This is a genomic window from Streptomyces marispadix (assembly GCF_022524345.1).
In the GTDB taxonomy this organism is placed as follows: domain Bacteria; phylum Actinomycetota; class Actinomycetes; order Streptomycetales; family Streptomycetaceae; genus Streptomyces; species Streptomyces marispadix.
The window spans coordinates 4,522,285-4,548,177 of the sequence record NZ_JAKWJU010000002.1 but is presented as its reverse complement, the minus strand read 5'-3'; the positions used below and the strand labels follow the sequence as shown (position 1 = coordinate 4,548,177).

Annotated in this window: 19 protein-coding genes; 7 read left to right on the top strand and 12 right to left on the bottom strand. The window is 72.8% G+C overall.

The window, feature by feature from the left end; translation table 11 throughout:
- Positions 1-132: 132 nt before the first annotated feature.
- Complete coding sequence (locus MMA15_RS19135; RefSeq protein ID WP_372498360.1) at positions 133-3,753, bottom strand: ATP-dependent helicase; 3,621 nt, start codon at positions 3,751-3,753, stop codon at positions 133-135.
- Between the two features lie 155 nt (positions 3,754-3,908).
- On the bottom strand, positions 3,909-4,358 hold the full coding sequence (locus MMA15_RS19130; protein WP_308290565.1) for an MGMT family protein: 450 nt from the start codon (positions 4,356-4,358) through the stop codon (positions 3,909-3,911).
- 167 nt (positions 4,359-4,525) lie between these two features.
- Between MMA15_RS19130 and MMA15_RS19125 the strand changes: the two genes are divergently transcribed.
- Complete coding sequence (locus tag MMA15_RS19125) at positions 4,526-7,534, top strand: flippase-like domain-containing protein (protein ID WP_241061377.1); 3,009 nt, start codon at positions 4,526-4,528, stop codon at positions 7,532-7,534.
- Positions 7,535-7,600: 66 nt separating this feature from the next.
- Here MMA15_RS19125 and moeZ read toward each other — a convergent pair whose 3' ends face one another.
- The 7 genes from moeZ to MMA15_RS19090 form a co-directional block, all read right to left on the bottom strand.
- Positions 7,601-8,779, bottom strand: coding sequence for an adenylyltransferase/sulfurtransferase MoeZ (gene moeZ, locus MMA15_RS19120; RefSeq protein ID WP_241061376.1), 1,179 nt, complete (start codon positions 8,777-8,779; stop codon positions 7,601-7,603).
- 61 nt (positions 8,780-8,840) lie between these two features.
- Positions 8,841-9,737, bottom strand: a complete 897-nt coding sequence (locus tag MMA15_RS19115) for a spherulation-specific family 4 protein (protein ID WP_241061375.1) — start codon at positions 9,735-9,737, stop codon at positions 8,841-8,843.
- Positions 9,725-10,669, bottom strand: a complete 945-nt coding sequence (locus MMA15_RS19110) for an NAD-dependent epimerase/dehydratase family protein (RefSeq protein ID WP_241061374.1) — start codon at positions 10,667-10,669, stop codon at positions 9,725-9,727. The genes MMA15_RS19115 and MMA15_RS19110 overlap by 13 nt, the downstream gene beginning before the upstream one ends.
- A gap of 250 nt (positions 10,670-10,919) precedes the next feature.
- A complete protein-coding gene (locus MMA15_RS19105; protein ID WP_241061373.1) occupies positions 10,920-12,167 on the bottom strand; it encodes a hypothetical protein in 1,248 nt (415 codons plus the stop codon).
- A gap of 341 nt (positions 12,168-12,508) precedes the next feature.
- Positions 12,509-14,740 carry a DUF3492 domain-containing protein gene (locus MMA15_RS19100; RefSeq protein WP_241061372.1) on the bottom strand — a complete coding sequence of 744 codons (2,232 nt, stop codon included), beginning with the start codon at positions 14,738-14,740 and terminating at the stop codon, positions 12,509-12,511.
- Positions 14,741-15,061: 321 nt separating this feature from the next.
- Positions 15,062-16,543 (bottom strand): DUF3152 domain-containing protein, encoded by a 1,482-nt coding sequence (locus tag MMA15_RS28270; RefSeq protein WP_241061371.1) that lies wholly within the window; start codon positions 16,541-16,543, stop codon positions 15,062-15,064.
- Positions 16,544-16,896: 353 nt separating this feature from the next.
- Positions 16,897-17,940 (bottom strand): alpha/beta fold hydrolase, encoded by a 1,044-nt coding sequence (locus MMA15_RS19090; protein ID WP_241061370.1) that lies wholly within the window; start codon positions 17,938-17,940, stop codon positions 16,897-16,899.
- Positions 17,941-18,054: 114 nt separating this feature from the next.
- Between MMA15_RS19090 and MMA15_RS19085 the strand changes: the two genes are divergently transcribed.
- The 4 genes from MMA15_RS19085 to MMA15_RS19070 all read left to right on the top strand — a co-directional run bounded on the left by MMA15_RS19085 (position 18,055) and on the right by MMA15_RS19070 (position 19,907).
- Positions 18,055-18,285 (top strand): hypothetical protein, encoded by a 231-nt coding sequence (locus MMA15_RS19085; RefSeq protein WP_241061369.1) that lies wholly within the window; start codon positions 18,055-18,057, stop codon positions 18,283-18,285.
- Positions 18,286-18,408: 123 nt separating this feature from the next.
- A complete protein-coding gene (locus tag MMA15_RS19080) occupies positions 18,409-19,032 on the top strand; it encodes a TetR/AcrR family transcriptional regulator (protein WP_111600785.1) in 624 nt (207 codons plus the stop codon).
- 201 nt (positions 19,033-19,233) lie between these two features.
- Positions 19,234-19,464 carry a DUF3107 domain-containing protein gene (locus tag MMA15_RS19075; protein WP_241061368.1) on the top strand — a complete coding sequence of 77 codons (231 nt, stop codon included), beginning with the start codon at positions 19,234-19,236 and terminating at the stop codon, positions 19,462-19,464.
- A gap of 149 nt (positions 19,465-19,613) precedes the next feature.
- Positions 19,614-19,907, top strand: a complete 294-nt coding sequence (locus MMA15_RS19070; protein WP_241061367.1) for a hypothetical protein — start codon at positions 19,614-19,616, stop codon at positions 19,905-19,907.
- A gap of 241 nt (positions 19,908-20,148) precedes the next feature.
- On the opposite strand, the gene MMA15_RS19065 is transcribed toward MMA15_RS19070, so the two are convergent.
- Positions 20,149-20,880 (bottom strand): ferritin-like fold-containing protein, encoded by a 732-nt coding sequence (locus MMA15_RS19065; RefSeq protein WP_241061366.1) that lies wholly within the window; start codon positions 20,878-20,880, stop codon positions 20,149-20,151.
- 330 nt (positions 20,881-21,210) lie between these two features.
- Here MMA15_RS19065 and MMA15_RS19060 point away from each other — a divergent pair, with 330 nt between their 5' ends.
- Positions 21,211-23,058, top strand: a complete 1,848-nt coding sequence (locus tag MMA15_RS19060; protein ID WP_241061364.1) for a DEAD/DEAH box helicase — start codon at positions 21,211-21,213, stop codon at positions 23,056-23,058.
- 194 nt (positions 23,059-23,252) lie between these two features.
- Positions 23,253-24,176 (top strand): alpha/beta fold hydrolase, encoded by a 924-nt coding sequence (locus MMA15_RS19055; RefSeq protein WP_241061362.1) that lies wholly within the window; start codon positions 23,253-23,255, stop codon positions 24,174-24,176.
- On the opposite strand, the gene MMA15_RS19050 is transcribed toward MMA15_RS19055, so the two are convergent.
- Together MMA15_RS19050 and MMA15_RS19045 are read right to left on the bottom strand one after the other, a co-directional pair.
- A complete protein-coding gene (locus MMA15_RS19050; protein WP_241061361.1) occupies positions 24,166-25,077 on the bottom strand; it encodes a PHP domain-containing protein in 912 nt (303 codons plus the stop codon). The genes MMA15_RS19055 and MMA15_RS19050 overlap by 11 nt on opposite strands.
- 155 nt (positions 25,078-25,232) lie before the next feature.
- Positions 25,233-25,874, bottom strand: a complete 642-nt coding sequence (locus MMA15_RS19045; protein WP_241061359.1) for a DUF6758 family protein — start codon at positions 25,872-25,874, stop codon at positions 25,233-25,235.
- Between the last annotated feature and the right edge of the window lie 19 nt (positions 25,875-25,893).

Genomic DNA, 25,893 nt, shown 5'->3' with positions numbered 1-25,893 from the left:
CGGGACTGACATTCGCGGTGGGCCCGGGGTTCGTGGGGCTGGTGCCTGCGGCCGGGTCGCGTGGGACCGGCTGGGCCCGGCTCCGGCATCAGCGTGCGTGTGCCCAACTGTCCCCGCAGGGACGGCAGTCGGTCACTCCACGATCTGGCGGCCCTCCGGGCGTGCGGAGCAGGCGCCGCGGAACGAGCAGTGGGTGCAGTGCGTACCGGGCGAGGGCGTGAAGCGTTCGTCGAGGATGCGGCCCGCGGCGGTCGCGAGCAGTTCGCCGACCCAGTCGCCGCCGCCGTCCCCATGGTCTTTCACGTCGTCTGCGTGCGACTCCCCGTCGCCCAGGGGCTCTTGACGCTGCACCACCGGAAGGGCGTCGCCGCCGTCGCGTTCCGGTGCTCCCAGCCTCAGATGGACCAGCTCCCCGCCGCCGGGCTCGGGGCGTTTCCCTCCGAAGAGCGGGTCGGCCGCGCCCTGACGCACGGCCAACTGGTAGACGGCGAGCTGCGGATGGCGTGCGGCCTCCTTGCTGCTCGGCTTGGTGCGGCCCGTCTTGAAGTCGACGACGTACGCGCGGCCCTGCCCGTCGCGTTCCACCCGGTCGACGCTGCCGCGGATCCGTACCTCGTACTCGCCCGCCTCCAGCGTTACGTCGAAGCCGAGTTCGCTTCCGGCGACGCCCACGTCACCGGCACGGCCCGCGTCCCCGTCCGTATTCCCGTCGCCGTCCGTACTCCCGTCGCCGTCCGCGTCCAGGTCCGCTTGCCCGTCCGCCCCGGTCCGCGCCGTGCCGTCGCGCATCACGTGCCAGCGCAGGAACCTCTCCAGCGCGGCCCTCGCGTTCTGCTTCTCCTGCCGGGACTTCCACGGCGCCTCGAACGCCAGCCCGTCCCATACGGTCTCCAACCGCTCCATCAGCACGGCGAGATCGGCGGGAGTGCCGCCGGAGGCCACCTCGTCGGCGAGCACGTGCAGCACGTTCCCGAAGCCCTGCGCGGCCGTCGCGGGTTCCTCCGCCTTCACCTCGCGTGCCAGAAACCATTCCAGGGAACAGGAGTTGGCGAGCTGGTCCAGGGCGCTGCCCGAGAGCGTGACGGGCCGTCGGGGGTCGCGCAGCGGCGTCTCGGAACGAGTTGGTTCGTGCAGGCCCCACCAGCGGTGCGGATGGGCCGCCGGTACGAGCGCACGCCCCTCCTCGTCGCGCAGCCCGGCCAGCCGGGCGAGCCGAGAGGCCGCCGCCTCCCGCAGAGCGGGAGAGGCGTCCGGGTCAACGGTCGTGGCGCGCAGCTCCGCCACCAGCGCGGAAACCGAAAGCGGCCGTCTCGGACGGGAGTTGACGGCCTTGGGTTCGACGCCCAGCTCGTCCAGGAACCTCGACGGCTGGTCTCCGTCGTCGGCGGGCGCACGTACGGCGGTGACGACGAGCCGTTCCTTCGCCCGCGTAGCGGCCACATAGAACAGCCTGCGCTCCTCCGTCAGCAGGGCGCCGGGCGGCAGCGGCTCGGCGAGCCCGTCGCGGCCGATGCGGTCGGCCTCCAGCAGCGAGCCACGGCGGCGCAGATCCGGCCACAGGCCCTCCTGTACGCCCGCCACGACCACGAGCCGCCACTCCAGGCCCTTGGAGCGGTGAGCGGTCATCAGCCGCACCGCGTCCGGGCGTACGCCGCGGCGGTCGAGGGTGTCGGCGACGACGTCCTGGGCGTCGACCTCCTCGAGGAAGTTGAGGGCGCCTCTGCCGCCGCTGCGTTCCTCGGCGCGGGCCGCGGCGTCGAACAGCGCGCATACGGCGTCCAGATCGCGGTCCGCGTTACGTCCTGCGGCGCCGCCGCGGAAAGCGGCGCGCTCCAGCCGCCGGGGCCACGGCGTACCGTCCCACAGCTGCCACAGCGCCTCCTCCGCGGTGCCGCCGCCCGCGAGGAGTTCACGTGCCTTGCGCAGCAGCAGGCCCAGGCGCTGCGCGCCGCGTGCGTAGGCCGGATCGTGTGCGACCAGGCGCTCGGGTTCGGCCAGTGCCTCGGTCAGCAGTACGTCGGAGGGTCGAGGGACCCGCTCTCCGGCGGCGCGCTCCTCCTCACGCAGGGCACGCCCGAGGCGCCGCAGGTCGGCGGCGTCCATCCCGCCGAGCGGCGAGCCGAGGAGGGTGAGCGCGGTCGTGGTGTCCAGCCAGCCGGCCGCCGGAGCCGACCCGTCGCCCGCGCCGTCGCCTGCGCCGTCACCGGCCCCTTCGTGGGCGCCGCCGTCCGCGTCCGCGCCGTCGCCGGTGGCCTCACCCGCGACCTCGGCGTCACCGGGGGCACGGCTCCCGCCCTTCCCGTCCGCGTCGGCGTCGCCGTGCGCCGCCGCACGGGCCACCGCCCGCAGCGCCGTCAACAGCGGTGCCACGGCGGGCTCATGGCGCAGCGGCACATCGGCGCCGTCCACGTCGAGCGGTACGCCGGCGGACGTCAGGGCCCTGCGCGCCGCCGGGATCGTACGGCCGCCCGCACGCACCAGGACCGCCATCTCGCCCCAGGGGACGCCCTCTTCGAGATGTGCGCGGCGCAACAGGTCGGCGATGTTGTCGAGTTCGGCCCCCGCCGTGGGGCAGGTGAGGACCTCGACCCGTCCGCCTGGTCTTGTCGCCGCCAGCCCCCGGTGCGCCCGTACCGCCTCCGAGGGAAGCCGCGTCGACGGCAGACGCCGGGTGATCTCCCGCGTGGTCTCCAGCAGCCTGCCGCCGCTGCGCCGCCCCGTGCGCAGCACCCGCACGGGCGCCGGTGCTCCCGAGCGCTGCCGGAACACCTGGGGGAAGTCGAGGATTCCGTTCACGTCCGCGCCGCGGAAGGTGTAGATCGACTGGTCCGGGTCGCCGAAGACGACGAGCGTGCGGCCGCCGCCGGCCAGCGCGCGCAGCAGCCGCACCTGCGAGGGGTCGGTGTCCTGGTACTCGTCGACGTAGACGGCGTCGTAGCGCTCCCGCAGGGTCTCCGCGACGCCGCGGCTCTCCGCCAGCAGCACGGCGCGGTGCACGAGTTCCGCGTAGTCGAGTACGCCCTGGGCGTCGAGCACGTCGAGGTACTCGGCGAGGAAACCGGCCGCCGCGCTCCAGTCGGGCCGCCCGGTGCGTGCGGCGAAGTCGCCGAGTTCGTCCGGGCCCAGGCCCAGTTCCCTGCTGCGGGCGAGCACGGCGCGCACCTCGTCGGCGAAGCCGCGAGTGGTGAGGCAGGCACGCAGCTCACCGGGCCAGGCGACCCGCCCGCGGCCCTCGGACTCCAGGGCGAGCTGCCCCTGGAGCAACTCGCGGATGTACAGGTCCTGTTCGGGTCCGGAGAGCAGCCGCAGCGGCTCGGCGAACAGCTCGGCGTCCTGGTGCGCGCGTACGAGCGCGTAGCAGTACGAGTGGAACGTCGTCGCCTGCGGTGCGAAGGCGCGTTCCTCAAGGCCGGTCAGCCGCGCGGCCATCCGGTCGCGCAGTTCGACGGCGGCCTTGCGGCTGAAGGTCAGAACGAGGATGCGCTCGGGATCGCCTCCCGCCCTTACCCTCTCCGCTACGGCTTCGGTGAGCGTCGTGGTCTTGCCCGTGCCGGGGCCGGCGAGCACCAGCAGCGGGCCGCCGGAATGGTCAACCACTTCGCGTTGCTGTGCGTCCAAGGCAGGAGGGTCCACGCTCTCCGGCCGTGTGCGCACGAGCCGGTAGGTGCCGCCGCCCGTACCGGAGCCCGGGCCCGGCGGAGGACCGGTCCACGGGCGGTGCGCGTCGGACGGGATGGAGGAGCTCACGTGGATCGCCTCGGGGAGGGTCTGTGCTGACTGGTGCAGACGCTACGCCAGCGGGCACACGGGCCGCAGCGCAGTGCCCGGGTACTCCGTACGTGTGGCCCGGTACGAGCTGGGAGCGGAGATGGCGGAAGGTGGTAACCGTGAGCAGCCGCAGTATGTGGTCACATCTCGCCGTCCCACCTGGCCCTTCGCATGTCGATCCGCGGCACGTGGCCCTCGGCGGCACGCCCGGCCTCACGCAGCGGCGTGCCCTCGGCCCTGTAGTGCTCCACGGCCGCCCGCTCCTGTCCCGCGAGGAGTACGCCGTCGGCCCTGACGACCCGCCACCATGGGACGGCGCCGCCGTAGAGCGCCATGACGCGGCCCACTTGGCGGGGGCCGCCCTCTTCGAGCCATTCGGCGATGTCGCCGTACGTCATCACCCGGCCGGGCGGGATGCGGTCGGCGACGTCGAGGACCCGTTCGGCGAACTCGGGCAGCGCGGGCGGGCCGGACGGTTCGGAAGGTGCGGGGTCATCCGCCGCGGAGGGTACGGACTCCCCCGTCCGTTCCGTGCTGTCCCGGCCGTCCCGCCGGTCCGGCGTTCCCGGCTGCCGCTGGCTCGCTCGCATGCGGGCAATGGTGCCGTACGCCTCCGACAGTCGCTTCCGCGCCCGGTGCCCCTGCCGTTGCTCCGCCCGTACTCGCGCCTGTCGCTCCGCCCGTACTCGCGCCGGGGCGCCACCCTCGGCTGCCGCTCCCTCGACGACTCGTGCCACCATCGTGCGGGCGGTGACGAGTGATACGGGACCAGGACGGGCCGGCGGCAGCCGGCCGAAGGCAAGGTGAACGGCCCGCCACGGACAGGGGCGGCGCCGCCCGTGACGCTGCCCACGGCCGTACGGACAAGGGCGCCGCGGGCCAGCGGCGCCACGAGCCGCGCGGCACCAGGAGACGTGCGGGCGCCAACGGGCCGCGGGACGGGGACGGTTCGCGGAAGACGGACGGTTCACGGGACGCGGACGGTTCACCGGAGACGGACGCCTCACGCGACGAGCGCGCACGCGAGGGCCACGACCGGCCCGACGGCCACCACCCCGCGAAGCACCACGGACGCGGACACGGACGCGGCGGCGGACGGCACAAGGACGCGGACCGCGCCTCCGACGCCACCGGGGCGCACGGCGCACCCGACGAACCCGAACCGTCCGACGCCGTGGAGAGCGACGAGCCGCTGCTGCCCGCCCGCGTCCACCGCCCCTCCGACCTGCTCCGACTGGGCCTGGGCCTGCTGGCCATCACCGTCGTACTGGTCATCGCCAACTTCGCGCACGGCACCACCGCGGGCCTTGAACAGGACATCGACAAGGGCACCCAGCAGGCGCCGCCGCTGCTGCTGAGCATCACGGGGCTGACGTCCAGCATCGTCATCCTGCTCGTGCCCGTCGCGTTCGCGATCGAGCGGCTGATCAAACGGGACGGGCTGCGCATCGCCGACGGCGTGCTCGCGGCCGTACTGGCGCACGGCGCCTCGCTCGCCGTCGACCTGTGGGTGGCGCAGGCGGCGCCGGACTCGGTGCGCGACGCGTTGACGAAGCAGATCACCGACACCGATCTCACGACCCCCGTGCACAGCTATCTCGCCCCCGTCATCGCCTATATGACGGCCGTGGGCATGGCGCGCAGGCCGCGCTGGCGGGTGCTGCTGTGGGCGGTGCTGGTGCTCAACGCGTTCGCGATCCTCTTCCCCGGCTACTCCACCCTGTTCTCGATCATCGTCACGGTGCTCATCGGCTGGTCCGTCGCCTACGGGACCCTCTACGCCGTCGGCACCCCGAACGTGCGCCCCACCGGGCAGACGCTGCTTGCGGGCCTGCGGCGCGTGGGCTTCAACCCGGTGGGCGCCAAGCGCGTCGAGGAAGCCGAGGGTCCCGAGGCGAACGAGCCCGGCGACCAGGGACGCCGCTATCTCGTGACGCTGGAGGACGGCCCGCCGATCGACGTGACCGTCGTCGACCGCGAACAGCAGGCCCACGGCTTCTTCTACCGGGTGTGGAGGCGCCTGACCCTGCGCGGCATCATCCAGAACCGCAGCCTCCAGTCGCTGCGCCAGGCCCTGGAGCAGGAGGCGCTGCTCGCCTACGCCGCCATCGCCGCGGGCGCCAACGCGCCTCGCCTCATCGCCACTTCGGAACTCGGCCCGGACGCGGTGATGCTCGTCTACGAGCACATCGACGCCCGTACCCTCGACTCCCTCTCGGACGAGGAGATCACCGACACCCTGATGCGTGCCGTGTGGCGCCAGGTCGAGGCGCTTCAGTCGCGCCGCATCACCCACCGGCGCCTCGTCGGCGACGCGATCCTGGTCGACGGCTCCGGCACGGTCTATCTGACGGACATGCGCACCGGTGAGATCGCCGCCGGAGACGTCGTACTGCGCATGGACATCGCGCAGTTGATGACCACGTTCGGGCTGCGCGTGGGCGCGGAGCGGGCGGTGGCCGCCGCCGTCGACGTGCTCGGCCCCGACGCCGTCGCCGACAGCCTGCCGCTGCTCCAGCCCATCGCCCTCAGCCGCCGTACGCGTCACACGCTGCGCAGGCTCGCCAAGGAGCGCGCCCAGCGCGAACGCGACGCCGTCATCCAGGCCTCACGCGCGGGCAAGGAGGGCAAGGACGCCAAGGGCCACGCCCTCACCGGCGGCTCCGGGACGCACGCGGCGGCGCACAAGACGGACCGCAAGTCGCTGCGGGCGGAGAAGAACGCGGAGAAGCGCGCCATCGACGACGCGCTTGAGGAGGCCCGCGAGGAGGACCTGCTGGCGCAGATCCGCAAGCAGGTGCTGCTGATCAGGCCGCAGGCGCCGATAGAGCCCGCCCGTCTGGAGAGGGTCAAGCCGCGCACGCTGGTCACGTTCATCGCGGGTGCGCTCGCCGCGTACTTCCTGCTGTCGCAACTGACGCAGGTCCACTTCGGCCAGGTCGTCGGAGAGGCCAACTGGGCCTGGGTGGGCGGCGCAGCGGTCTTCTCCGCGTGTACGTACTTCGCGGCGGCGATGGCGCTGCTGGGCTTCGTACCGGAGAAGGTGCCCTTCCCCCGTACCGTCGTCGCCCAGGTCGCGGGCTCCTTCGTGAAGCTGGTCGCACCGGCGGCCGTCGGCGGTGTCGCGCTCAACGCCCGCTTCCTGCAACGCGCCGGGGTACGCCCCGGGCACGCGGTCGCCAGCGTCGGCGCCTCCCAGCTCTTCGGCCTCGGCAGCCATGTGACGCTGCTGCTGGTCTTCGGCTATCTCACCGGCACCGAGCACACGCCGACGCTGTCGCCCTCGCGCGGCGTCATCGCGGGACTGCTCGCCGCGGCGGTGCTGGTGCTGATCGTCACGGCCGTGCCCGCGCTGCGCCGCTTCGTCTCCAACCGGCTGCGTTCGCTCTTCGCCGGCGTCGTGCCCCGGATGCTGGACGTGGTGCAGCGCCCTCGGAAGCTGGTGACGGGCATCGGCGGGATGCTGCTGATGACGCTGCTGTTCGTGATGTGCCTGGACGCCTGTGTACGGGCCTTCGGACACGACGCGAGCTACGCGAGCATCGCCGTCGTCTTCCTCGCGGGCAACGCGCTGGGTTCGGCGGCGCCCACGCCCGGCGGTCTCGGCGCGGTGGAGGCGGCACTGATCGCCGGGCTCATCACCTTCGGGGTGCCGAAGGAGATCGCGACACCGGCGGTGCTGCTGTTCAGGCTGCTGACGCTGTGGCTGCCGGTGGGCCCCGGCTGGCTGTCGTTCACGCATCTCACGCGCAAGGGCGCGATCTGACGCGTGCGCCCGCCGGCGGACGGACCGCCGACGGGCGTACGCGGAAGGCGAGTTCGGTACGCCGGTTCAGTACACCGGCTTGTCCGGCTCGATCTGGTTGACCCAGCCGATGACTCCGCCGCCGACGTGCACGGCGTCGGAGAAGCCCGCGTCCTTCAGCACGGCCAAGACTTCCGCGGAACGGACACCCGTCTTGCAATGCAAGACGATCTTCTTGTCCTGCGGAAGGTCCTGAAGCGCGCTGCCCATCAGGAAGTCGTTCTTCGGTACGAGCCTCGCGCCAGGGATCGAGACGATCTCGTACTCGTTGGGCTCGCGCACGTCGATGACGTCGATGGACTCGCCGTCGTCCATCCACTCCTTGAGCTGCTTGGGAGTGATGGTCGACCCGGCCGCGGCCTCCTGCGCCTCGTCGGAGACCACGCCGCAGAACGCCTCGTAGTCGATGAGTTCGGTCACGGTCGCGTTCTCGCCGCACACCGCGCAGTCCGGGTCCTTGCGGACCTTGACCTGCCGGTAGCTCATCTCCAGGGCGTCGTAGATCATCAGGCGGCCGACCAGCGGCTCGCCGATGCCCGCGATCACCTTGATCGCCTCGTTCACCTGGATCGAGCCGATCGACGCGCACAGCACGCCCAGCACACCGCCCTCGGCGCAGCTCGGCACCATGCCGGGCGGCGGGGGCTCCGGGTACAGGCAGCGGTAGCAGGGGCCGTGCTCGCTCCAGAAGACCGACGCCTGGCCGTCAAAGCGGTAGATCGAGCCCCAGACGTACGGCTTGTTCAGCAGCACGCAGGCGTCGTTGACGAGGTAGCGGGTCGCGAAGTTGTCCGTACCGTCGATGACGAGGTCGTACGGGGCGAAGATGTCCATCACGTTGGAGGAGTCGAGGCGCTCCTCGTGGATGTTCACGGTGGTGTGGGGGTTGATGCCCAGCACCGTGTCCTTCGCGGACTCGGCCTTGGAACGCCCGATGTCCGACTGACTGTGGATGATCTGGCGCTGCAAGTTCGATTCGTCGACCTCGTCGAACTCCACGATGCCCAGCGTGCCCACGCCCGCGGCGGCCAGGTACATCAGGGCGGGCGACCCGAGGCCGCCCGCTCCGACGCAGAGCACCTTGGCGTTCTTCAGCCGCTTCTGCCCGTCCATCCCGACGTCGGGGATGATCAGGTGGCGCGAGTACCTGCGGACCTCGTCGACGGTGAGCTCGGGAGCCGGCTCGACCAGGGGTGGCAGCGACACGGGGACTCCGTTGGTCGGTGGAACGTACGGTTGCTCTCCCGTAACACTGCCACGCACGGTCTCATTCCGAGACACCCGGTCCGAGACGCGAGACGAGCTCGTCCCAGTAGCCGGGCAGCGCCTCCCACGGGTTCTGGCCCTCCCTGTCCGTCCTGTCGGTGAACCAGACGGTGCCCGCGCCCTGCCAGCGCGCGACCCTCAGCGCCTCGTCGATGTGCATGCGCGGTACGCCGTGCACCAGGTGGCAGAAGCGCTCCGGCGGATGGTCGGCCGTCCAGTCGGCGGCCTGCGACCAGCGGTAGGCCGTCCAGCCCCCGGAGAACGTCACCAACTGGTCCGCGAGATCCGCGTATCCGGGATGCGGATGGGTGCCGTGCCCGAAGACGAGCAGCGGGTGGGGCCCCGCCGCCGGGTCCCTTCCCTCCGGGCAGCGGACCGGCTCGTCGACGCCCCGCGGCGCGCCCCGTCCGGCAACGGAGCCGCCCCCGACGGAGCGGCCCGCGATGACGCGGTGCCGGTGCTGGTAGCGGCGCTGCTGAACGCACAGTGCCCGCAGCGTCGTCACCGTCCGCGCCGTCTCCGACAGATCCACGCGCCCCGACGGGCAGTCGGCGAGATAGAAGCCGTCGACGCCGTACCAGTCGAGGAAGCGGTGGGCGTCCGACACCAGCTCGCCGAACGACCGTGCGCCGTCCCGCATCGCGAGATGGCCCAGCACCGTCACGCCCGACTCGCGCAGCGTGGCCACCGCCGCCACGCAGTACGGGTCGGGCCTTGCGCCGGGTCCGCGCGCCACGTCCAGCACCGCCCAGTGCACGGGCAGTCCCGGCTGTGCCAGCACGGCCCACTCGACGGGCGCCAGCATCGGATGCGCCCAGCCCGGGACGCCGAAGCCCGTTCCTCCGGTGGACCCGGCGGGCGCTCGCACCACACCGCCGGGAGTCGTCAGATGCGGCATGCGGCCTCCATCCAGATGTCGGCCAGCGACTCCTCGAGCCCGATGCGGGGACGCCAGCCGAGCCGGTCGCGTGCGGTACGCACGTCCGCCTGCTGCCATTGGCCGCAGCCGTCCGGATAGGGATGCGTCGACGGGCCCGCGGACGCGCTCGCGCCCGTGCCCGTCCGCTCCCCCGCGCCGGGCTCCGCCTCGTGCACCGGGCCGGAGAACCCGGCGACCCGTGCCAGCGCACCCGCCGCGTCACGCAGCCGTACGGCCCTGCCCGTACCGATGTTGACGACTCCCTGCGCCGCCGACAGCGAAGCCGCGTGCACGGCACGCGCGATGTCCCGTACGTCGACGAAGTCCCGCTGCACGCTGAGCCCTCCGAGCCTCAACTCGCTCTCGCCGAGCTGCATCGCGCGGCGCATCCCCTCCGCCAGCCGCCCCAGCGGCGAACCGGCCGGAGTGCCGGGCCCCGCGGGCGAGAACACCCGCAGCACCACGGCGTCCAGGCCCGACGCGAGCACCAGCTCGGTCGCGGCGAGCTTGCTCACGCCGTAGGGGCCGCCGGGGCGCGGCGCGGCGGTCTCCCCGATCGACGAACCGGACGTGGAGGGCCCGTACTCCGCGGCGCAACCGATGTGCACCAGCCGCGCGCCGCAGCCGCTGCGGCGCAGCGACTCGCACACGGTCGCCGTGGAGACGGTGTTGTGCCGCGTCAGTTCGCGTGCGCCGCCACGGGTGGCGCCCGCGCAGTTGATGACGACGCCCGGGTGCACCGCGTCCAGGAAGCGGGTCAGCGCACCGGGGCTGCCCGTGGACAGGTCGAAGCGGACGTCGGCGTCGTCGTTGCGGCCCAGGGCCGTGAGCTGTACGGCGGGGTCCGCCAGCAGCCGGTCGGCGACGAAACGGCCGAGGTAGCCGCCGGCACCGAGCAGAAGCACCCTCATCGCATGTCCCCCTGTCCGGACATGCGGTACGGCGGCCGTGCACTGATCATCTCGTGTTGCTCCTTGTCGTTCTGCGGGTCGCGCGGCGGGCCCTCGGCGGGGCCCGTCACGCGGGCTCTGTTGCGGGGGTTGCGGGGGTTGCGGGGGGCCGTGAACTACGGGTGTCGTGGGAGGCGTTGGGGTCCGACCGCCGCGGGGGCTTACGGACTGCTGCGGGGCCCTTGTCCGTTGCCGGAGGCGGGGCCGGGCGTCAGAGGGCGGGTCCGGGCGGCCCGCCGCAGCTCTCGCAGGGCTCACGGAGCCCGTACGGTTCGCAGCCGCAGTGCCCGGGGTGCACACCGTGCTCGCGACGCACGCCGTACGCCCGGCGACCGCGGGGCCCACGCGCCGCCTGCGCGCAAGGGGGTTTCGCCTTGGCGGCGACGCTCCGCGGACGGTGCGAGGAGGCTCTGCCGAGCAGGCGGTACGCACACGCCAGCAGCAACAGTGCCGCGAGACCGTACGCCGCTACGGAGGCGACGGCAGGCGGGACTTGGACCGCGGGCGCCGCGGCGGACGGGACTCGGACGGCGAAGGCGGCGCATGCCTGGAGCGCGCACGCGGCCACGAGCCCCACTGCGGCGACCCTGCCGAAACCGTGTGCCGCGAGCAGCAGCGCCACGAAGAGCAGCAGTCCGAGCGCGACCACCGAAGGCGCCGCCACCGGCGACGGCACACCACCGGCCGTCGAAGCGCCGGTCGGCGAAGCCACGGTCAGCGAACTGCCGGACACCAAGCCCCCGATGAGCGGACCGCCGGAACCTCCGCCTCCCCGGTCACGTACACCGGAGAGCGCCGCCGCCCCTCGTACGGCGAGATGAAGCCCCGTCAGCGCACCGGCGAACATCACCACCGCCGCCGTCAGCAGCGACCGCGCCCCGGCTCCGAACTCGCCCAGGCTGCGGCTGTGTCGGAGCCGCCGCCGCGCCCGTACTCCGAACCAGCGGGCACACCACACGGCCGCCACCACGGCACATGCGAGACCGACGGCCGTCGCGACCGCGGCGGCCTCGACGGCGCCCGATCCCCGGGGCGGGCCCGTAGCCGCCGGTGTGAGGACGGCGACCGCCGCCGCGGCGAGCACGCCCGGCAGCACCGCGAGCAGCGGCAGCAGCACACGCGGAGCGGTACGCCCGGCCTCGGACGAGGCGAACCTGGCGGACTCGGCCGACCTGGCCGACCTGGCCGACCTGGCCGACCTGGGCCACTCGGCGGGTGGGGTGGGTGAGGCGGACGGGGCGGGAATCGCGGACCGGCCGGACGCGGCTGCCGCCGCAGGCAGGGCACAGGACCGGTCCTCCGCCTGCGGTGCGCGTGCGAACAACTCCTCCGCCAGGGAGAAGACGTCCCGGTGCCGGAAACGCGCGGCGACCCGGTCGGTGACCCCGTCCGTCTCCAGCGCCGCGGCGATCTCCAGTGGGTCGACGGCGTGTTCGCACAGCTCACGGTGGCGGTGCATCAACTCCCTCACGGGATCGGCAGGCCGGCCGGAGGACGGTGTCCGTCCACGCCCCTGCTTCGCCCGCGCGGGCCTCGGCGCCGCACCGTCGAGCAGCGCCCTGGAGCGGGTGTCCCAGGGGTCTGCGGGCGCCGGTTTACGCGGGCCGCAGCTACGGCCCCACCGGTGCCCGCAGCGCGGCGCCCACGGACGCAGTACCCGAAGACGCAGAACCGGGGGACGCGGAGCCCTGGGACGCGGAAACCTGGGACGCGCTCTCGGAGCCTTTGCCGGGCGTCGTACGGGGCGCGGCGCCAGGCCCGTTTCCGGCCGCAGCGCCGTTCCCGGTACCGGCCCGAGGTCTATGACCACTCATCTGCCCTCACCTCCGGGTGTTCACGACCGGCATGCGCGACGTGGAAGGCCGCCGTACGGCCGGGCACCGCGCAGTGCGCCAACGGACCGGCGCCGGGCGCCTGTCGGGCGACCGTGGCCGTAGCCGCGTCAGGTTCCGTAGCCTTTGCGGCCGAAGCATTCGCGGCCGAAGCAACGGTGGTCATCGCCGCAGCGGCCATGGCCGCAGTGGCCGTAGGAGCTGTAGCGCCCGTGAATGCGCCGACAGGCAGCGGACCCCCGGCACCGCTCGCACGGACCACGCCTCCGCCGCCACGGCCCCCGGCCCAGCGTCCCGGCACATGCGACTCCGGCGGTCTCGCGAAGGGCAGCGGACGCGCCTCCTCCCGAACGGCGCGGCCGTCGCCGCCCCCGCCGGCGGCCGTCGCACCGCACGCCCCGACGGGCCAGCGCGACATCAGCTCCAGATAGACCGTGCGGAACGCCGCGACGTTCTGTTCGACGGTGAAGAGTTCGAGCGCACGCGCACGCGCCGCCGCTCCGAGACGCTCACGTCTCGCCGGATCACGCAGCAGCGCGACGCAACTGTCCGCCAGCGCACGGGGATTGCGGGCCGGTACCACCAGCCCCGTACCGCCGATCACCTCGCACACCGCGCCCACGTCCGTGGAGACGGTGGCCCGCCCGCTGAACATCGCCTCGACGAGCGTCACGGGGAAGCCTTCGACCGAACTGGAGAGCACCACGACGCACCCCGCCCCGTACGCTTCGGCGATCGTCGGCACGGACGGGTCCCCCAGCTCCTCGAAGGACACGGGGTTCTCTCCGACGGCGACCGAGTCGGCGGCCTCGTCGGGGAAGAGCTGTGCCGCCAGCGCCCGGCACCGCGACTCATACTCACCGGCCCCGGGCCCGCGCCCTCCTGCGGTGGCCACGATGCGCAGCCGTGCGCATGGCACGGCCCGCCGGACCTCGGCGAAGGCGTGCAGCAGCCCGATCAGGTCCTTGCCGGGCTCGACGCGGCCCGCCCAGACGAGCGTCGCGCCGTCCCCGCCCGCGCCGCCGCTGTCCCCGTCGCCGCGGGCCCCCGAACCGGCGCCCGCCCGCTCGCCCAGCTCCGCGAACGGCGCGGCGTCCATGCCCGGATAGACCGTGCGCAGCTTCGCCGACGGTGCGCCGCAGCGCTCCTGCCAGCGCCGGGCATGGGTGTTCCCCGGCGTGACGAGCTGGGCGCCGTTGTACGCCTCATGTGCCAACTGCCCCTGGAACGAGGCGAGTAGCGCCCGTACGGGTGCTCCGGCGGCGGCCGGTGGCACGGCGTCCTCCGGGGCGACCGCTGCGGCGGCGCTGGCGAGATAGTGCTCGCGCACCCGCACTCCGTACTCGGTGATCAGCAGGGGCGTACCGAAGAATCGCTTCGCCAGCAGTCCGGGTAGCGCCGCGGGACCGGCGCCGACGGCGTGGCACAGGTCCACGTCCGCCAGTCCGCCGCCCGCACCCAAGTCACGGGATGCGCCGAAGCCGCCGGCCGCTGCCCGTTGCCCTTCGCCCGCGTCATCGCCGTACCAGTCCAGCGACAGCGGTCGCAGTGCCCGCTCCAGCCGCTCCGCGACCGCGAGCAGATCGGCGACCTGTGCGGACTGGACGGCGCGCACCGCGCCCGGTGCCCGGCAGGCGGACTGGAGGATGCGGACGGCCGATTCGGAGCGGAGCATCGCGCCCAGTCCGCGTCCGCAGTCGCGTACCAGATCGGCCAGGCCGTAGAGCCCGATGGCGAAACGGTCCGCCAGCTCCCCGCCGGACGGCGGGCGCACCTCCGACGACGGCTTCGACTCTCCCCGCCGCGCGCCCCGTTGGCGGCCTGCCGCATCGCCCCAACGGGCACCGCCACGGCCACCGCCCCGGGCGTCGCCCTGCCCTCCGCCGCAGACGGCCGCGGCCAGCTCCGCGAAGCACTCCTCGAAGCGCCGCCTCTCACGCCGTCCGTACGGGCCCGTAGCGCCGGTCCACGCCTCGCCCGGGACTCGGGCCCCGTCGGCGTCCCACAAGGGCGCCGTGCGCAACAGGCCCACGTTGGCGGGCAGTTCGCACCTGGCGCCGGCTGCCTGCCGCGCGCTGCGGCTGAGCGCGTACACCTCGAACTCGTGCCCGCCGAGACCCCGCAGCAGCCGGTCGCACCAGACGACCGACTCGCCGCGCGCATACGGATAGCCACCCTCCGTGAGCAATGCGATGCGCATCGGCGCACCACCCCCGACCCGTTCTCCGAGTGGGCCACCGGCCGTACGGACCGATGGCGTGACGCGGAAGACGCTATGCGCGTGTTTCACACAAGGTGGACGGTTGTCCGTCGCACCACCAAAAGGGGTGAATGCCCGTGACTTTCGGCCTAGTTGAACGTTCCGCCGTTCAAGGGGGCCGACGAGACGGCCCAAGTGGACGCGCTACGGCCCGAGTCGGGCGGGCGTCCCGAGCGGCTGGATCCGGCCCTGCCGGGCGGCCTCCGCCGATGCTTCGGGTACGGGCCGGTCTTCGGGTACGGACTGGTCTTCGGGGACGGGCTAACTCTTCGGGTACGGCCAGGGGTTGGGGCGGCACTTCGCCCCGTCCGTCGTCAGCGACTTGGTCTGCTGCATCATCACGGGCGCGATCGCGCCGTCCTTGGAGCAGCCGACATGGTCGCGTCCGAGCCTGTGCCCCACCTCGTGGTTGATGAGCATCTGCCGGTAGGCGAGCATCCGGTCGTCCCCGAAGGTCTTCGAACCCTGCGCCCACCTATAGGCGTTGATCATGATGCGGTCGGTGGATGCCGAGTCGCAGGAGACCTTGTCCTCGCTGGTGTCCAGCCCGGACTTCGCACACCACACGTCCGTCGTCGGCGAACTGGCCAGCGTGACGACGAAGTCGGCCTTCCCCTTCGAGATCCGCTCGAAGCTGCGCTCCCCGCCGTGCGCCCAACTGCGCTTGTCGTTCAGCGTCCTCTGCACGGCCTTCGCGAAGAGGCCGGATTCCAGAGGGAGTCCCTTCTCGACGTCCACGCGGTAGCGCATGACGTCGTCGCCGCCCGCGCCATCGTCGGTGCCGGACACGGTCTCGAAGTCGCCCTTGCCCTTGAAGTCCGAGTCCAGGGCGTAGGTCTTGCTCAGCTTCTCCTCGTACGTGGGCGCCACCAGCGTTTCGCCCGGCGAGCCCCGGCCTTTGTCCGAACGGGACGCCGGGCCCTCCGCGGCCAGTCCGCGCCCGGCGCCCGCGTCGTCGTCCGCGCGGTCGTTGCCGGGCGTACCGCCGCTGGTGATCTGAGTCGCCACGACGAACGCGATCACGGTCGTGACCGCCACCGCCAGCACCCCGGTGAAGGCACGGCCCATGTTGCTCGGGCTCTTCTCCGAGGGCGCTACGCGGATGGCGGGCGCACGCGGCGGTTCGCCACCGGCGGGCGCACGTTCCGGAGCGCGGCCCGGAGCCAGGCCCGCGCCCGCTTCGCTCATGTTCCGCCGCCGCGGACCGTCCTCGCCGGAGCCGGTACGGGGGAAGGCGGCGGCACGGTCGAATCCGTTCCACTGCCCGGGAGTTCGGGGCCCGCGGTCCTCATGGCGGCGTACCGGCGGCGGCCCGGGGTCGGGCAGCGGACGCCCTACGTGCAAAGGCTCCGAGATGGGCGGCGCGGATACGGGCGCGGCGTCCGGCTGGCGCGGCGACGGAGCCCGTACGGCACCGGTCCCCGCAGCCGCCCCGTCGGCGGCACCGGCCGTGGTCTCGTCGCCGGAATAGTCCCCGCCGGAATAGTCCCCGCCGGGGTGGTCCCTGCCGGGGTAGCGATTGCCGGAGTACCCCTTGCCGGGGAAGCCCTTGCCGAAGACGTCGTCGTCGAACGCCTCCACGTACTCCTGCCGCGGCCCGGGGCGCCGACCCGCGCCGAACGCACCGCCGGGCGTGCCCTGGAGCACCCGCCCGGCGACCTCGCCGCCCTCCGGTCCGCGCCGCGAGGCGCCCGCGCCCCAGCCGCCGCCCGGTTCCCGGTGCTCGGGGTGTCCGCCGCGCACGGCGGGCCCGCGGCCGTAGCCGTTGCCATGTGCGTCGCGTGAAGCGCCGTATGTCTCACGGGCGCTGGCGTATCCCTCACGGGAGGACCAGGGCGAGCCCGCGCCCGAGGAGTCCTCTCGCCGCTCCGAGACCCCGTAACCAGAGGTCCCGTAGTCCGTGATCCCGTGGCCCGGAGGGCCGTACCCGGACGTCCCGTGATCCGGGGCTCCGTAAGCAGGCGGGGAAGCGGTCGCACCGGGGTCGGCGGTGGCGGGCTCAGCCGTGCCGTAAGAAGGCGGGGCCTCACCGCGCGGCGTCGCGCGTTCCGACGGATGGCCGGCCTTTGCGCGCCCCTTGCGGCTATGACGTCCCACTAGTCACCTTCCGGGGGTACGGGCCTCGGGGGCGAAGCCTCGCCCACCTCGGCGTCACCCGTCAACCGAGCTGTGTCCACGAGCAGTTCACGGAATGCACACGCGACGATCTCCGGATACTCCATCATCGCGACGTGCCCTGCCTCGGGCAGCGCCAGCATCCGGTTGTCCCGGAAGACGGCAGCGGCACGTCGCGCCATCCGGAAGCTCACGAGCTGGTCACGCCCGCCGTACACCAGCAGCGTCGGTGCGAGCACGCGCTCCGCTTGCCGCCACAACGAATGCTGACCGCCCAGAGTGTAGGCGTCGACGATGCCGCGTGCGGAACGTGCGAGGGAATCCCAGAAGTACGGCAGGCGCAGCCTGCGTTCGAACTCCGCGACCGCCGCCGCGAATCCCCCAGGTGACACGCGCCCCGGGTCGCCGTAGCACAGTGCGAGAACCTCCCGGGTGCGCCGCTCCGCCGACCAGTCCCTTGTGAGCTTCCCGAACAGCCCGGCCACCCCGGGCACCGCGAGCAGCGCGGTCGGCAGCGCCGTGCGCTGCGGCGGCAGTTCGGGCAGCGCGGGCGAGACCAGCGTCAGCGTGCGTACGAGGTCGGGGCGCAGCGCCGCCACGCGCGTCGCCACGGCGCCGCCCAGGGAGTTCCCCAGCAGATGTACGGGGGCACGTCCGGAGGCCTCTATGTGGCGCAGCACCGCGCGGGCGTGCGCCGAGACCGAGTAGTCGCCGTCGTCGGGCGGCGGTGACAGCCCGAAGCCCGGCAGGTCGACGGCCTCGCTGTCGACGTCGGCGCTGAGCTCCCGCATGAGCGCCGACCAGTTGAGAGAGGAGCCGCCGAGCCCGTGCACGTACACCGCCGGCGGCACTCCCGTACGCTCCGGTGGCCGCGAGCGCACGTTCAGTGTCAGACCGGGGAGGGAGACGGTGCGAAGCTCCTCGCCTTCGTGTACGGGAGGATCAGCGGCCGGGGGAACGGCCTGCGCCGCCTCGGAGACGCCTGGCACACCGGGCCGCACACCGGGTTGATCGGTCGACGACATGGCGCAATATTACGAGACGATCACACGGCCCAACCGGTGTTCGCGGTCACGCTCTCGCCCAGCTCACGACGTAGCCTCGAATAGGAGGCGTCCTTCCTGGAAAGGGGAGCGAGCATGTCTGTTGATCCGACCGACCCCGAGGACTACGAGGACACCTACGAGGAGGAGCCGGACGAGGAACCGACCGGATTCGAAGCTCCGCCTGAGGACGCCGCCGAACAGCACGCCGATCTGCTCCGCCAGCGGGAGATGCCGATCACCGGCCGCGAGGACATGGAGGTCGACCCCGCGGACGCGGCCGAGCAGGCACGCGTGGTCGAACTGAACGAGGACGAGTACCGATAAAGCGCCCGTTGCCTCGGCTCCGAGCTGAAATATTCGGCCCGCGGCAGGCACAGTCCAGTTACCGAAAAGTACGATGGCGGGGCGCAGCGCGCACAGCGCACACAGACTGATCAGGGAGGCGGCGTGACAGCCATCGAGCAAACCGAGGCGCGCCCTCGCGGTACGCGCCTGCCGCGCCGGGCCCGACGCAACCAACTGCTGGGAGCAGCACAGGAGGTCTTCGTCGCGCAGGGCTACCACGCGGCGGCAATGGACGACATCGCCGACCGGGCGGGCGTCAGCAAACCCGTGCTCTACCAGCACTTCCCAGGAAAACTGGACCTCTATCTGGCGCTGCTCGACCAGCACTGCGAGTCCCTTCTCGAAGCGGTACGCGCGGCACTCGCGTCCACGACGGACAACAAGCAGCGGGTCGCGGCGACCATGGACGCCTACTTCGCCTACGTCGAGGACGAGGGCGGTGCCTTCCGTCTCGTCTTCGAGTCGGACCTCACCAACGAGCCCGCCGTCCGCGACCGGGTGGACAGGGTGAGCCTGGAGTGCGCCGAGGCCGTGAGCGACGTCATCGCCGAGGACACCAAGCTCTCGCGCGACCAGTCGATGCTGCTCGCGGTGGGCCTGTGCGGAATGGCGCAGATCACCGCGCGCTACTGGCTGGGCTCGGGGCGGCCCATCCCCAGGGACGCCGCCGCGAAGCTGATCTCGTCGCTCTCGTGGCGCGGCATCGCCGGCTTCCCCATGCAGTGACCCCGTCCACCGCCGGCATCCGATGACGGCTTCACATACGGACGCCCTACCGCCGGGTCCTCGCGACGATGCGAGGGCCCGGTTCCTGTTCGCTGCGGGCGTGCGGAGGCGGGCCCCGGTGCGGGCCGCCGTCGGGCTAATGTGTGCTCCGTACAGCGCGGCTGACCGCGTAATCAACTGACCGTTCGGAGGGACATAGCCGTGGAGGTCAAGATCGGCGTGCAGCACGCGCCCCGCGAGATCGTCTTCGAGAGCAAGCAGTCTCCCGAAGAAGTGGAGAGCGCGGTGTCGGCCGCACTGGCCGACGGCGGCTCGAACGTGCTCAACCTTGAGGACGAGCACGGTCGCAAGATCCTCGTACCGGCGGACCGCGTCGCCTACGTCGAGATCGCCGAACACAGCGGCCGCAAGGTGGGTTTCGGCACCATCTGACGGCCCGCGCGACGGATACGTCCGGCATTGCGGCGGCTTCCCGAATCTTTCGGGGAGCCGCCGTTTCGCGTACGGGCCGCACGGGGAGTACGGGAGCGACTCGAACTGCACGGCGGCCGACCGGCCGCCGTCCGACACGAGGAGGTCCCATGATCTGGGAGGCACTCGGCGCCACGGCCCTGGGACTCGCCATCGCCTACGCGGCAGTCCGGCGGCTTCCCGAGCGACTCCCCAGCCGTTCCCTCGTTCTCGCCACCGGGCCCGCCGCCGCCCTGCTGGGCGGGCTGATCTGCCACATCGTCCTCGGTGGCGGTCATGTGCTGGTGACCCTCGCGGTCGCCGCGGCCGTGAGTGTGGCGATCCTCTCACTGCTGCTCGTGGAGAACGTACGGCCTCCGCAGCGCCTCGGGGGCCCTGAGATGGCCAGCCCGCCGCAGCTCTGAGCGGTGCCTCCTGGCGGTGCCGCGGCTCCGAGAGGCGCCAGCGGGCCACGGCCTCGGCGGTACGGCCGTGAACGGGAGCGGGCGGTGCCGGTCAAGGCCCGCCCGTCCGCGTTCGTCGCCCTTTCGAGCGTCGGTCCGGAAGGCTCCGCTTACCGCACTCAGAGAATCCCGGCCCCTCTGACCCTCCGGCCCTGCGGCCCTGCGGCGCGGCCTCGTTGCTGAGGCGTCGCTGAGGCGTCGCTCAGGCCGCCAGCCCCAGCGCCGCCATCCGCTTGGTGTGCGCCTCCGTGATGCGGGAGAACATCCGGCCCACCTCCGCCAGATCGAAGCCGTCGGCCATCCCGCCCACCAGCATCGTCGAGAGCGCGTCGCGGTCCGCGACCACGCGCTGCGCCTGCGAGAGCGCCTCCCCCATCAGCCTCCGCGCCCAGAGCGCCAGCCTTCCGCCGACCCTCGGGTCCGCCTCGATGGCGGCGCGTACCTTCTCCACCGCGAAGCTGGAGTGCCCGCTGTCGTCGAGTACTCCCAGCACCAGCGCACGCGTGTCGGAGTCCAGACGTACGGCCACCTCACGGTAGAAGTCCGCGGCGATCGAGTCGCCGACGTACGCCTTGATCAGGCCTTCGAGCCAGTCGGAGGGTGCGGTCTGCCGGTGGAACTCGTCCAGGGCCGCGGCGAAGGGCTGCATCGCCTCGGTCGGCTCGGCGTCGATCACCGACAGCCGGTCCCGTAGCTGCGCGAAGTGCTGGAACTCGGCGGACGCCATCGACGCGAGCTGGGCCTTGTCGGCGAGCGTCGGCGCGAGCTTCGCGTCCTCCGCCAGCCGTTCGAAGGCGGCAAGCTCCCCGTAGGCCAGCGCACCCAGCAGATCCACCACGGCCGCCCGGTACGTCGGGTCGGCGGACGCCTCCGCCCAGTCCTGGGTGGCGATCCCTGTATGCACAGCCTCGGGGGTCTTCCCATTGGTCTCCATGCCGAGCACGATAGCCCGCGTCAACAGCCCGGTAAGCCCCTGGTTCCGGGCTCGCGGCCCACAGTGAACTCGTACACAACGATCGCCCCGGTACACATGCGCGGATCCGGGGTACAGTGATATTGGCTCCCGCCGTACGGCGGGACGATGCACGAAAGACTGCGGATGCCCGGTCGGAGGACCGATCGGCTCCGACCCCGACAGCCCTCCGCGCGTGGCGCGTGTTCCCCACACGTCCCGCGACAAGAGGGACCGCTCGCGTGAAGAGCGCTTGAGCGAGAGCCAGTGGTCCCGCACAGACCGGCGGGCCGGCAAGGCGCCGCCCCCGGTATGCGGTACGACCCTCCTCGCCGCCTCATCGCGCGTCACACAGAAGAGGCCAGCATCCTGACCACCACGACTTTCCGCGAACTCGGAATCCTTTCCGAGACCGCCGAAGCACTAGAAGCCGTAGGCATCAGCACGCCCTTTCCCATCCAGGAGATGACGCTCCCCGTCGCCCTCACCGGCGGCGACGTCATCGGCCAGGCCAAGACCGGCACTGGCAAGACCCTGGGCTTCGGCCTTCCGCTGCTGGAGTCCGTCACCGTTCCCGCCGACGTCGAGTCCGGCAGGGCCGAGCCGGAGATGCTCACCGACTCCCCGCAGGCTCTCGTGGTCGTACCGACCCGTGAGCTGTGCCAGCAGGTCACGAACGACCTGCTGACGGCGGGCAAGGTCCGTAACGTACGGGTCCTGTCCATCTACGGCGGCCGGGCCTACGAGCCGCAGATCGAGTCGCTGAAGAAGGGCGTCGACGTCGTCGTCGGCACTCCCGGGCGGCTGCTCGACCTGGCGGGCCAGAAGAAGCTCCGCCTCTCCGACGTGCGTTCGCTCGTTCTGGACGAGGCCGACGAGATGCTCGACCTGGGCTTCCTGCCCGACGTCGAGAAGATCATCCAGATGCTGCCGGTGAAACGGCAGACCATGCTGTTCTCCGCGACGATGCCGGGCCAGGTCATCTCCCTGGCCCGGCGCTACATGAACAGGCCCACGCACATCCGCGCCTCCGAGCCGGACGACGCCGGGCAGACCGTGGCGAACACCACACAGCACGCCTTCCGTGCCCACTCCCTCGACAAGCAGGAGATGGTCGCCCGCATCCTCCAGGCCGAGGGCTGCGATCTGGCGATGATCTTCTGCCGTACTAAGCGGACCGCGGCGGACGTCGCGGACCAGCTCAGCCGTCGTGGCTTCGCCGCGGGCGCCGTCCACGGCGACCTGGGCCAGGGCGCACGTGAGCAGGCGCTGCGCGCCTTCCGCAACGGCAAGGTCAACGTCCTGGTGTGCACGGACGTGGCGGCGCGCGGCATCGACGTCGACAACGTCACGCACGTCATCAACTACCAGACGCCCGAGGACGAGAAGACGTATCTGCACCGCATCGGGCGCACGGGACGCGCAGGCGCCTCCGGTACGGCCGTGACGCTCGTCGACTGGGACGACATCCCGCGCTGGCAGCTCATCGACAAGGCGCTGGAACTGGGTCTTCCGGACCCGGAGGAGACCTACTCCACCTCCCCGCATCTCTACGAGGCGCTCGGCATCCCCGAGGGCACCAAGGGCGTGCTGCCGCGCGGCGAGCGCACCCGCGCGGGGCTCTCGGCCGAGCAGGTCGAGGACCTGGGCGAGACGGGCCGCGGTCCGCGTGGACGTGGCGGACGCGGCGCCCGGGGCGCTGACACCGACGGCGAGCCGGAGGCACCGCAGCGGCGCGCACGTCCGCCCCGGCAGCGGCGGCGCATGCGCAACGGGCGACCGGTCGGCGACGAGGGTTCCGCGGCGGCGAGCACGGACTCGGCCCGTACGGACGCGACCGGTACGGCTGCGGGAACCGGCTCGGCCGGTGGCGCACCGGTGACCCCGGCGGACTCCGGCGAGGACGGCGGGGCCCGCAAGCCGCGCCGCAGGCGCCGTACCCGCGGGGGCGGCAACGGCCATGGCGCCAAGGCGGTCTCCGAGTCGGGCGCCGCATCCGGTGGCTCGGGCGGCGCGACCGCCACGGCCACGGCGGCAGGCACGCAGCGCGACGCGTCGGACGGAGAGGGCGGCAAGCCGCGGCGCCGTCGCCGCACCCGCAGCGGAAGCACCGCCGGTGCGAAGGCCGGGCAGCAGCCGCAAGCGAGCCCCGAGAGCTGACCCGCCGGCGCCCGGAACCCCGGCATCTCCCGGAATTCCGGCGTCCGAGGTTCCGTAGCGGCGGGCCCAGCGGACACCAGGCCCGTATGAGGCGAGGCCCGGCCCACGACTGAGAGCGGGCCGGGCCTCGCCTCGTGCGCGGCGGCGCCCGACGCCCCGCTGCCAAGGGCCGTACGTAGCGGTAGCGTCCTCGCATGAGCAAGCCGCCGTTCCTCGGGCTGCCGCCCACGGTCCGCGCCCGCCGACTGCCCACCGCACGCGGTGAGTTCGCCGTTCACGAAGCGGGCGAGCCCACGGCGGGCACGGCGCTGCTGCTGCCCGGATTCACCGGCAGCAAGGAGGACTTCATCGCGCTGCTCGGCCCGCTGGCCGCGGGCGGCTACCGGGTCGTGGCCGTCGACGGGCGCGGCCAGCACGAGACGGACGGGCCGCGCGATGAGTCCGCGTACGCGCAGCCCGAGCTGGCGCGTGACCTGCTCGCCGTCACGGCGGCGCTGCGGGAAGAGGCAGACGGGCTACGGGAGGACGCCGCCGGAGGCGAATCCCCCGCCGAGCGCGTACATCTGCTGGGGCACTCCCTCGGCGGCCTGATCGCCAGGGCCGCCGTGCTGCTGGACGCCTCGCCCTTCGCGTCCCTCACCCTCATGAGCAGCGGCCCCGGGGCCGTCTCCGCCGCGCAGCAGCGGCGGCTGAAGATGCTGCTGGGTGCGCTGGGCGTGATGGAGATGGAGGAGATCTGGCAGGCGATGCGCGAGCTGGACCCGGTGGAGGCGGCGGACGAGGAGACCCCGCCGGAGGTCGCCGAGTTCCTGCACCGGCGCTTCATGGCGCACGTACCGGAGCAACTGTCCGCCACCGCACATCAGTTGATCGCCGAGCCGGACCGGATCGACGAACTGGCCGACGCACTCGCCGCGCTTCCTGAGCCGCTGCCCGTGAATGTGATCTCGGGCTCGGTCGACTACGCGTGGCCAGTGCCGCTGCTGGACGAGACGGCCGTGCGGCTCGGTGCCGTCCGTACCGTCGTGGCCGGGGCGGGGCACTCGCCCAACGCCGAGCGTCCGGAGGAGACCGCCCGCGCGCTGGTGTCCTTCTGGTCCGGCGGCCTCAGCCGGTGACAGAACCTGTCCCGGTGCCCTGACGCCCCGGGACCGCCGGGTCATCGCCGTACGCCTCCGATGTGACGGGAGCGGCGCCGGAGGCACGCGCCACGATCTGCTCGTAGACCCCCGGATCGGTGGTGTGCTCCCCGAGTCGGCAGCTCTTGCGGCTGCCGTGGTAGTCGCTGGAGCCGGTGGCGAGGAGCCCGAGGTCGTCGGCGATGCCGTGCAGCCGGGCGCGGGTCGCCGGTTCGTGGTCCATGTGGTCGGCCTCGATGCCGTCGAGGCCCGCCGCCGCCAGGTCGGCGATCGCACTCTCCGGTACGCACTGGCCGCGTTTGGCGGCGAGCGGGTGCGCGAAGACGGCGACTCCCCCCGCGCCCTTGATGAGGCGCAGCGCGTCGAACGGGTCGAGTTCGTGCTTCTCCGCGTACGCCCTGCCGTCGTTCGCGATCCACTCGGTGGTGAAGGCGTCCGAGACGGTCGGTACGACGCCCGCCTCGACCATGGCGGTGGCGATGTGCGGGCGGCCCACGGCTCCGTCGCCTGCGATCTCCGCCACCCGTTCCCAGGTCACGGGGACGCCCAGTTCGCGCAGCTTGGCCACCATGGCGCGGGCGCGTGGGACGCGGTCGTCGCGTACGAGTTCGCGCTCGCGGGCGAGTTCGGGCTCGGACGGGTCGAAGAGGTAGGCCAGCATGTGCAGGCTCACGCCGTCGAGGCGGCAGGAGAGTTCGGCGCCGGTCACCAGCGTCAGGCCCGGGGGCAGGGCCCGTGCGGCCTCGTCGTGCCCGGAGACCGTGTCGTGGTCGGTCAGCGCGACGACGTCGAGGCCCGCCGCTGCCGCTCCCCTTACGAGTTCGGCGGGGGTGTCCGTGCCGTCGGAGGCTGTGGAGTGGGTGTGCAGGTCGATGCGCACGAGGAAGACCCCATCTGCGGCCGAGGGCGTACGGAGGCGGTGCCCCCAGGATAGCCGCGCCCGCCGGCGGCCCCGGAGGCGAGGGCGCACGGCCGGGAGCGGGCCGAGGCACCAAGAGGCCGAGGCCCGTCCCGTATGCCCGGGGCCCGGCGCGCTCAGGGCGAGATGATGCGCGGCGACAGCGTCCCGCACGGCAGCAGATCGACTTCGGCCCCGGCGTCACGCAGATCCGTGAGCACCAGTTCGTCGTACATCAGCAGCCCCGACTGCTCGGGCCAGACGATCGCCCACAGCCACAGCCCCCGCGCCTCGCCCGCGAAGACGGCACGGTCGCTGGCGGAGCCCGCCACATGCCACAGCGGTGTCGGGCGCCCCGCGGCCAGCACCTTCACCGGCGGCGGCTGGTCGACGCGCATGCCCGGGCCGGGGTCGGGGCCGTCGACGCCCGCGTAGCGCGCACCCAGGCCGACGCCCAACTCCTCGGCGACCAGGATGAGTTCACCCGGCCCGCCGAGCGGCCCGGGTCCCGAGCACGCCACAGCCGTGGCACGTCCGCCGCTGCGGTCGTCGCCCGCGCAGGCCACCCCGGAGAAGAGCCACCCGACGGGCAGCGGCCACGGCATCCACACGGGCACCTTCGTACGGCCGACGGCCACGGCGAGAGCTTCGACGCTGGGGGGAACGACGGGCTGCAACGGGTGCACCGTCCCGTGCAGATCGCACTGCCAGGTATCGGCGAAGAGTCCGGGCGCCCGTACCCGTCCACCGCACTTCGGGCAACTGGGTTCGCCCCTCATGCTGAACAACGGTGCTCCC

Excerpts from the sequence above, each read along its gene's own strand:
- MMA15_RS19105 (WP_241061373.1), bottom strand. The coding sequence starts at position 12,167 with ATGCACCGCCACCGTGAGCTGTGCGAACACGCCGTCGACCCACTGGAG.
- MMA15_RS19085 (WP_241061369.1), top strand. The coding sequence starts at position 18,055 with ATGTCTGTTGATCCGACCGACCCCGAGGACTACGAGGACACCTACGAG.
- MMA15_RS19100 (WP_241061372.1), bottom strand. The coding sequence starts at position 14,740 with ATGCGCATCGCATTGCTCACGGAGGGTGGCTATCCGTATGCGCGCGGC.
- MMA15_RS19065 (WP_241061366.1), bottom strand. The coding sequence starts at position 20,880 with ATGGAGACCAATGGGAAGACCCCCGAGGCTGTGCATACAGGGATCGCC.
- MMA15_RS19045 (WP_241061359.1), bottom strand. The coding sequence starts at position 25,874 with ATGAGGGGCGAACCCAGTTGCCCGAAGTGCGGTGGACGGGTACGGGCG.
- MMA15_RS19110 (WP_241061374.1), bottom strand. The coding sequence starts at position 10,669 with ATGAGGGTGCTTCTGCTCGGTGCCGGCGGCTACCTCGGCCGTTTCGTC.
- MMA15_RS19090 (WP_241061370.1), bottom strand. The coding sequence starts at position 17,940 with ATGTCGTCGACCGATCAACCCGGTGTGCGGCCCGGTGTGCCAGGCGTC.
- MMA15_RS19130 (WP_308290565.1), bottom strand. The coding sequence starts at position 4,358 with ATGCGAGCGAGCCAGCGGCAGCCGGGAACGCCGGACCGGCGGGACGGC.
- MMA15_RS19070 (WP_241061367.1), top strand. The coding sequence starts at position 19,614 with ATGATCTGGGAGGCACTCGGCGCCACGGCCCTGGGACTCGCCATCGCC.
- MMA15_RS19115 (WP_241061375.1), bottom strand. The coding sequence starts at position 9,737 with ATGCCGCATCTGACGACTCCCGGCGGTGTGGTGCGAGCGCCCGCCGGG.
- MMA15_RS19055 (WP_241061362.1), top strand. The coding sequence starts at position 23,253 with ATGAGCAAGCCGCCGTTCCTCGGGCTGCCGCCCACGGTCCGCGCCCGC.
- MMA15_RS19060 (WP_241061364.1), top strand. The coding sequence starts at position 21,211 with ATGCGGTACGACCCTCCTCGCCGCCTCATCGCGCGTCACACAGAAGAG.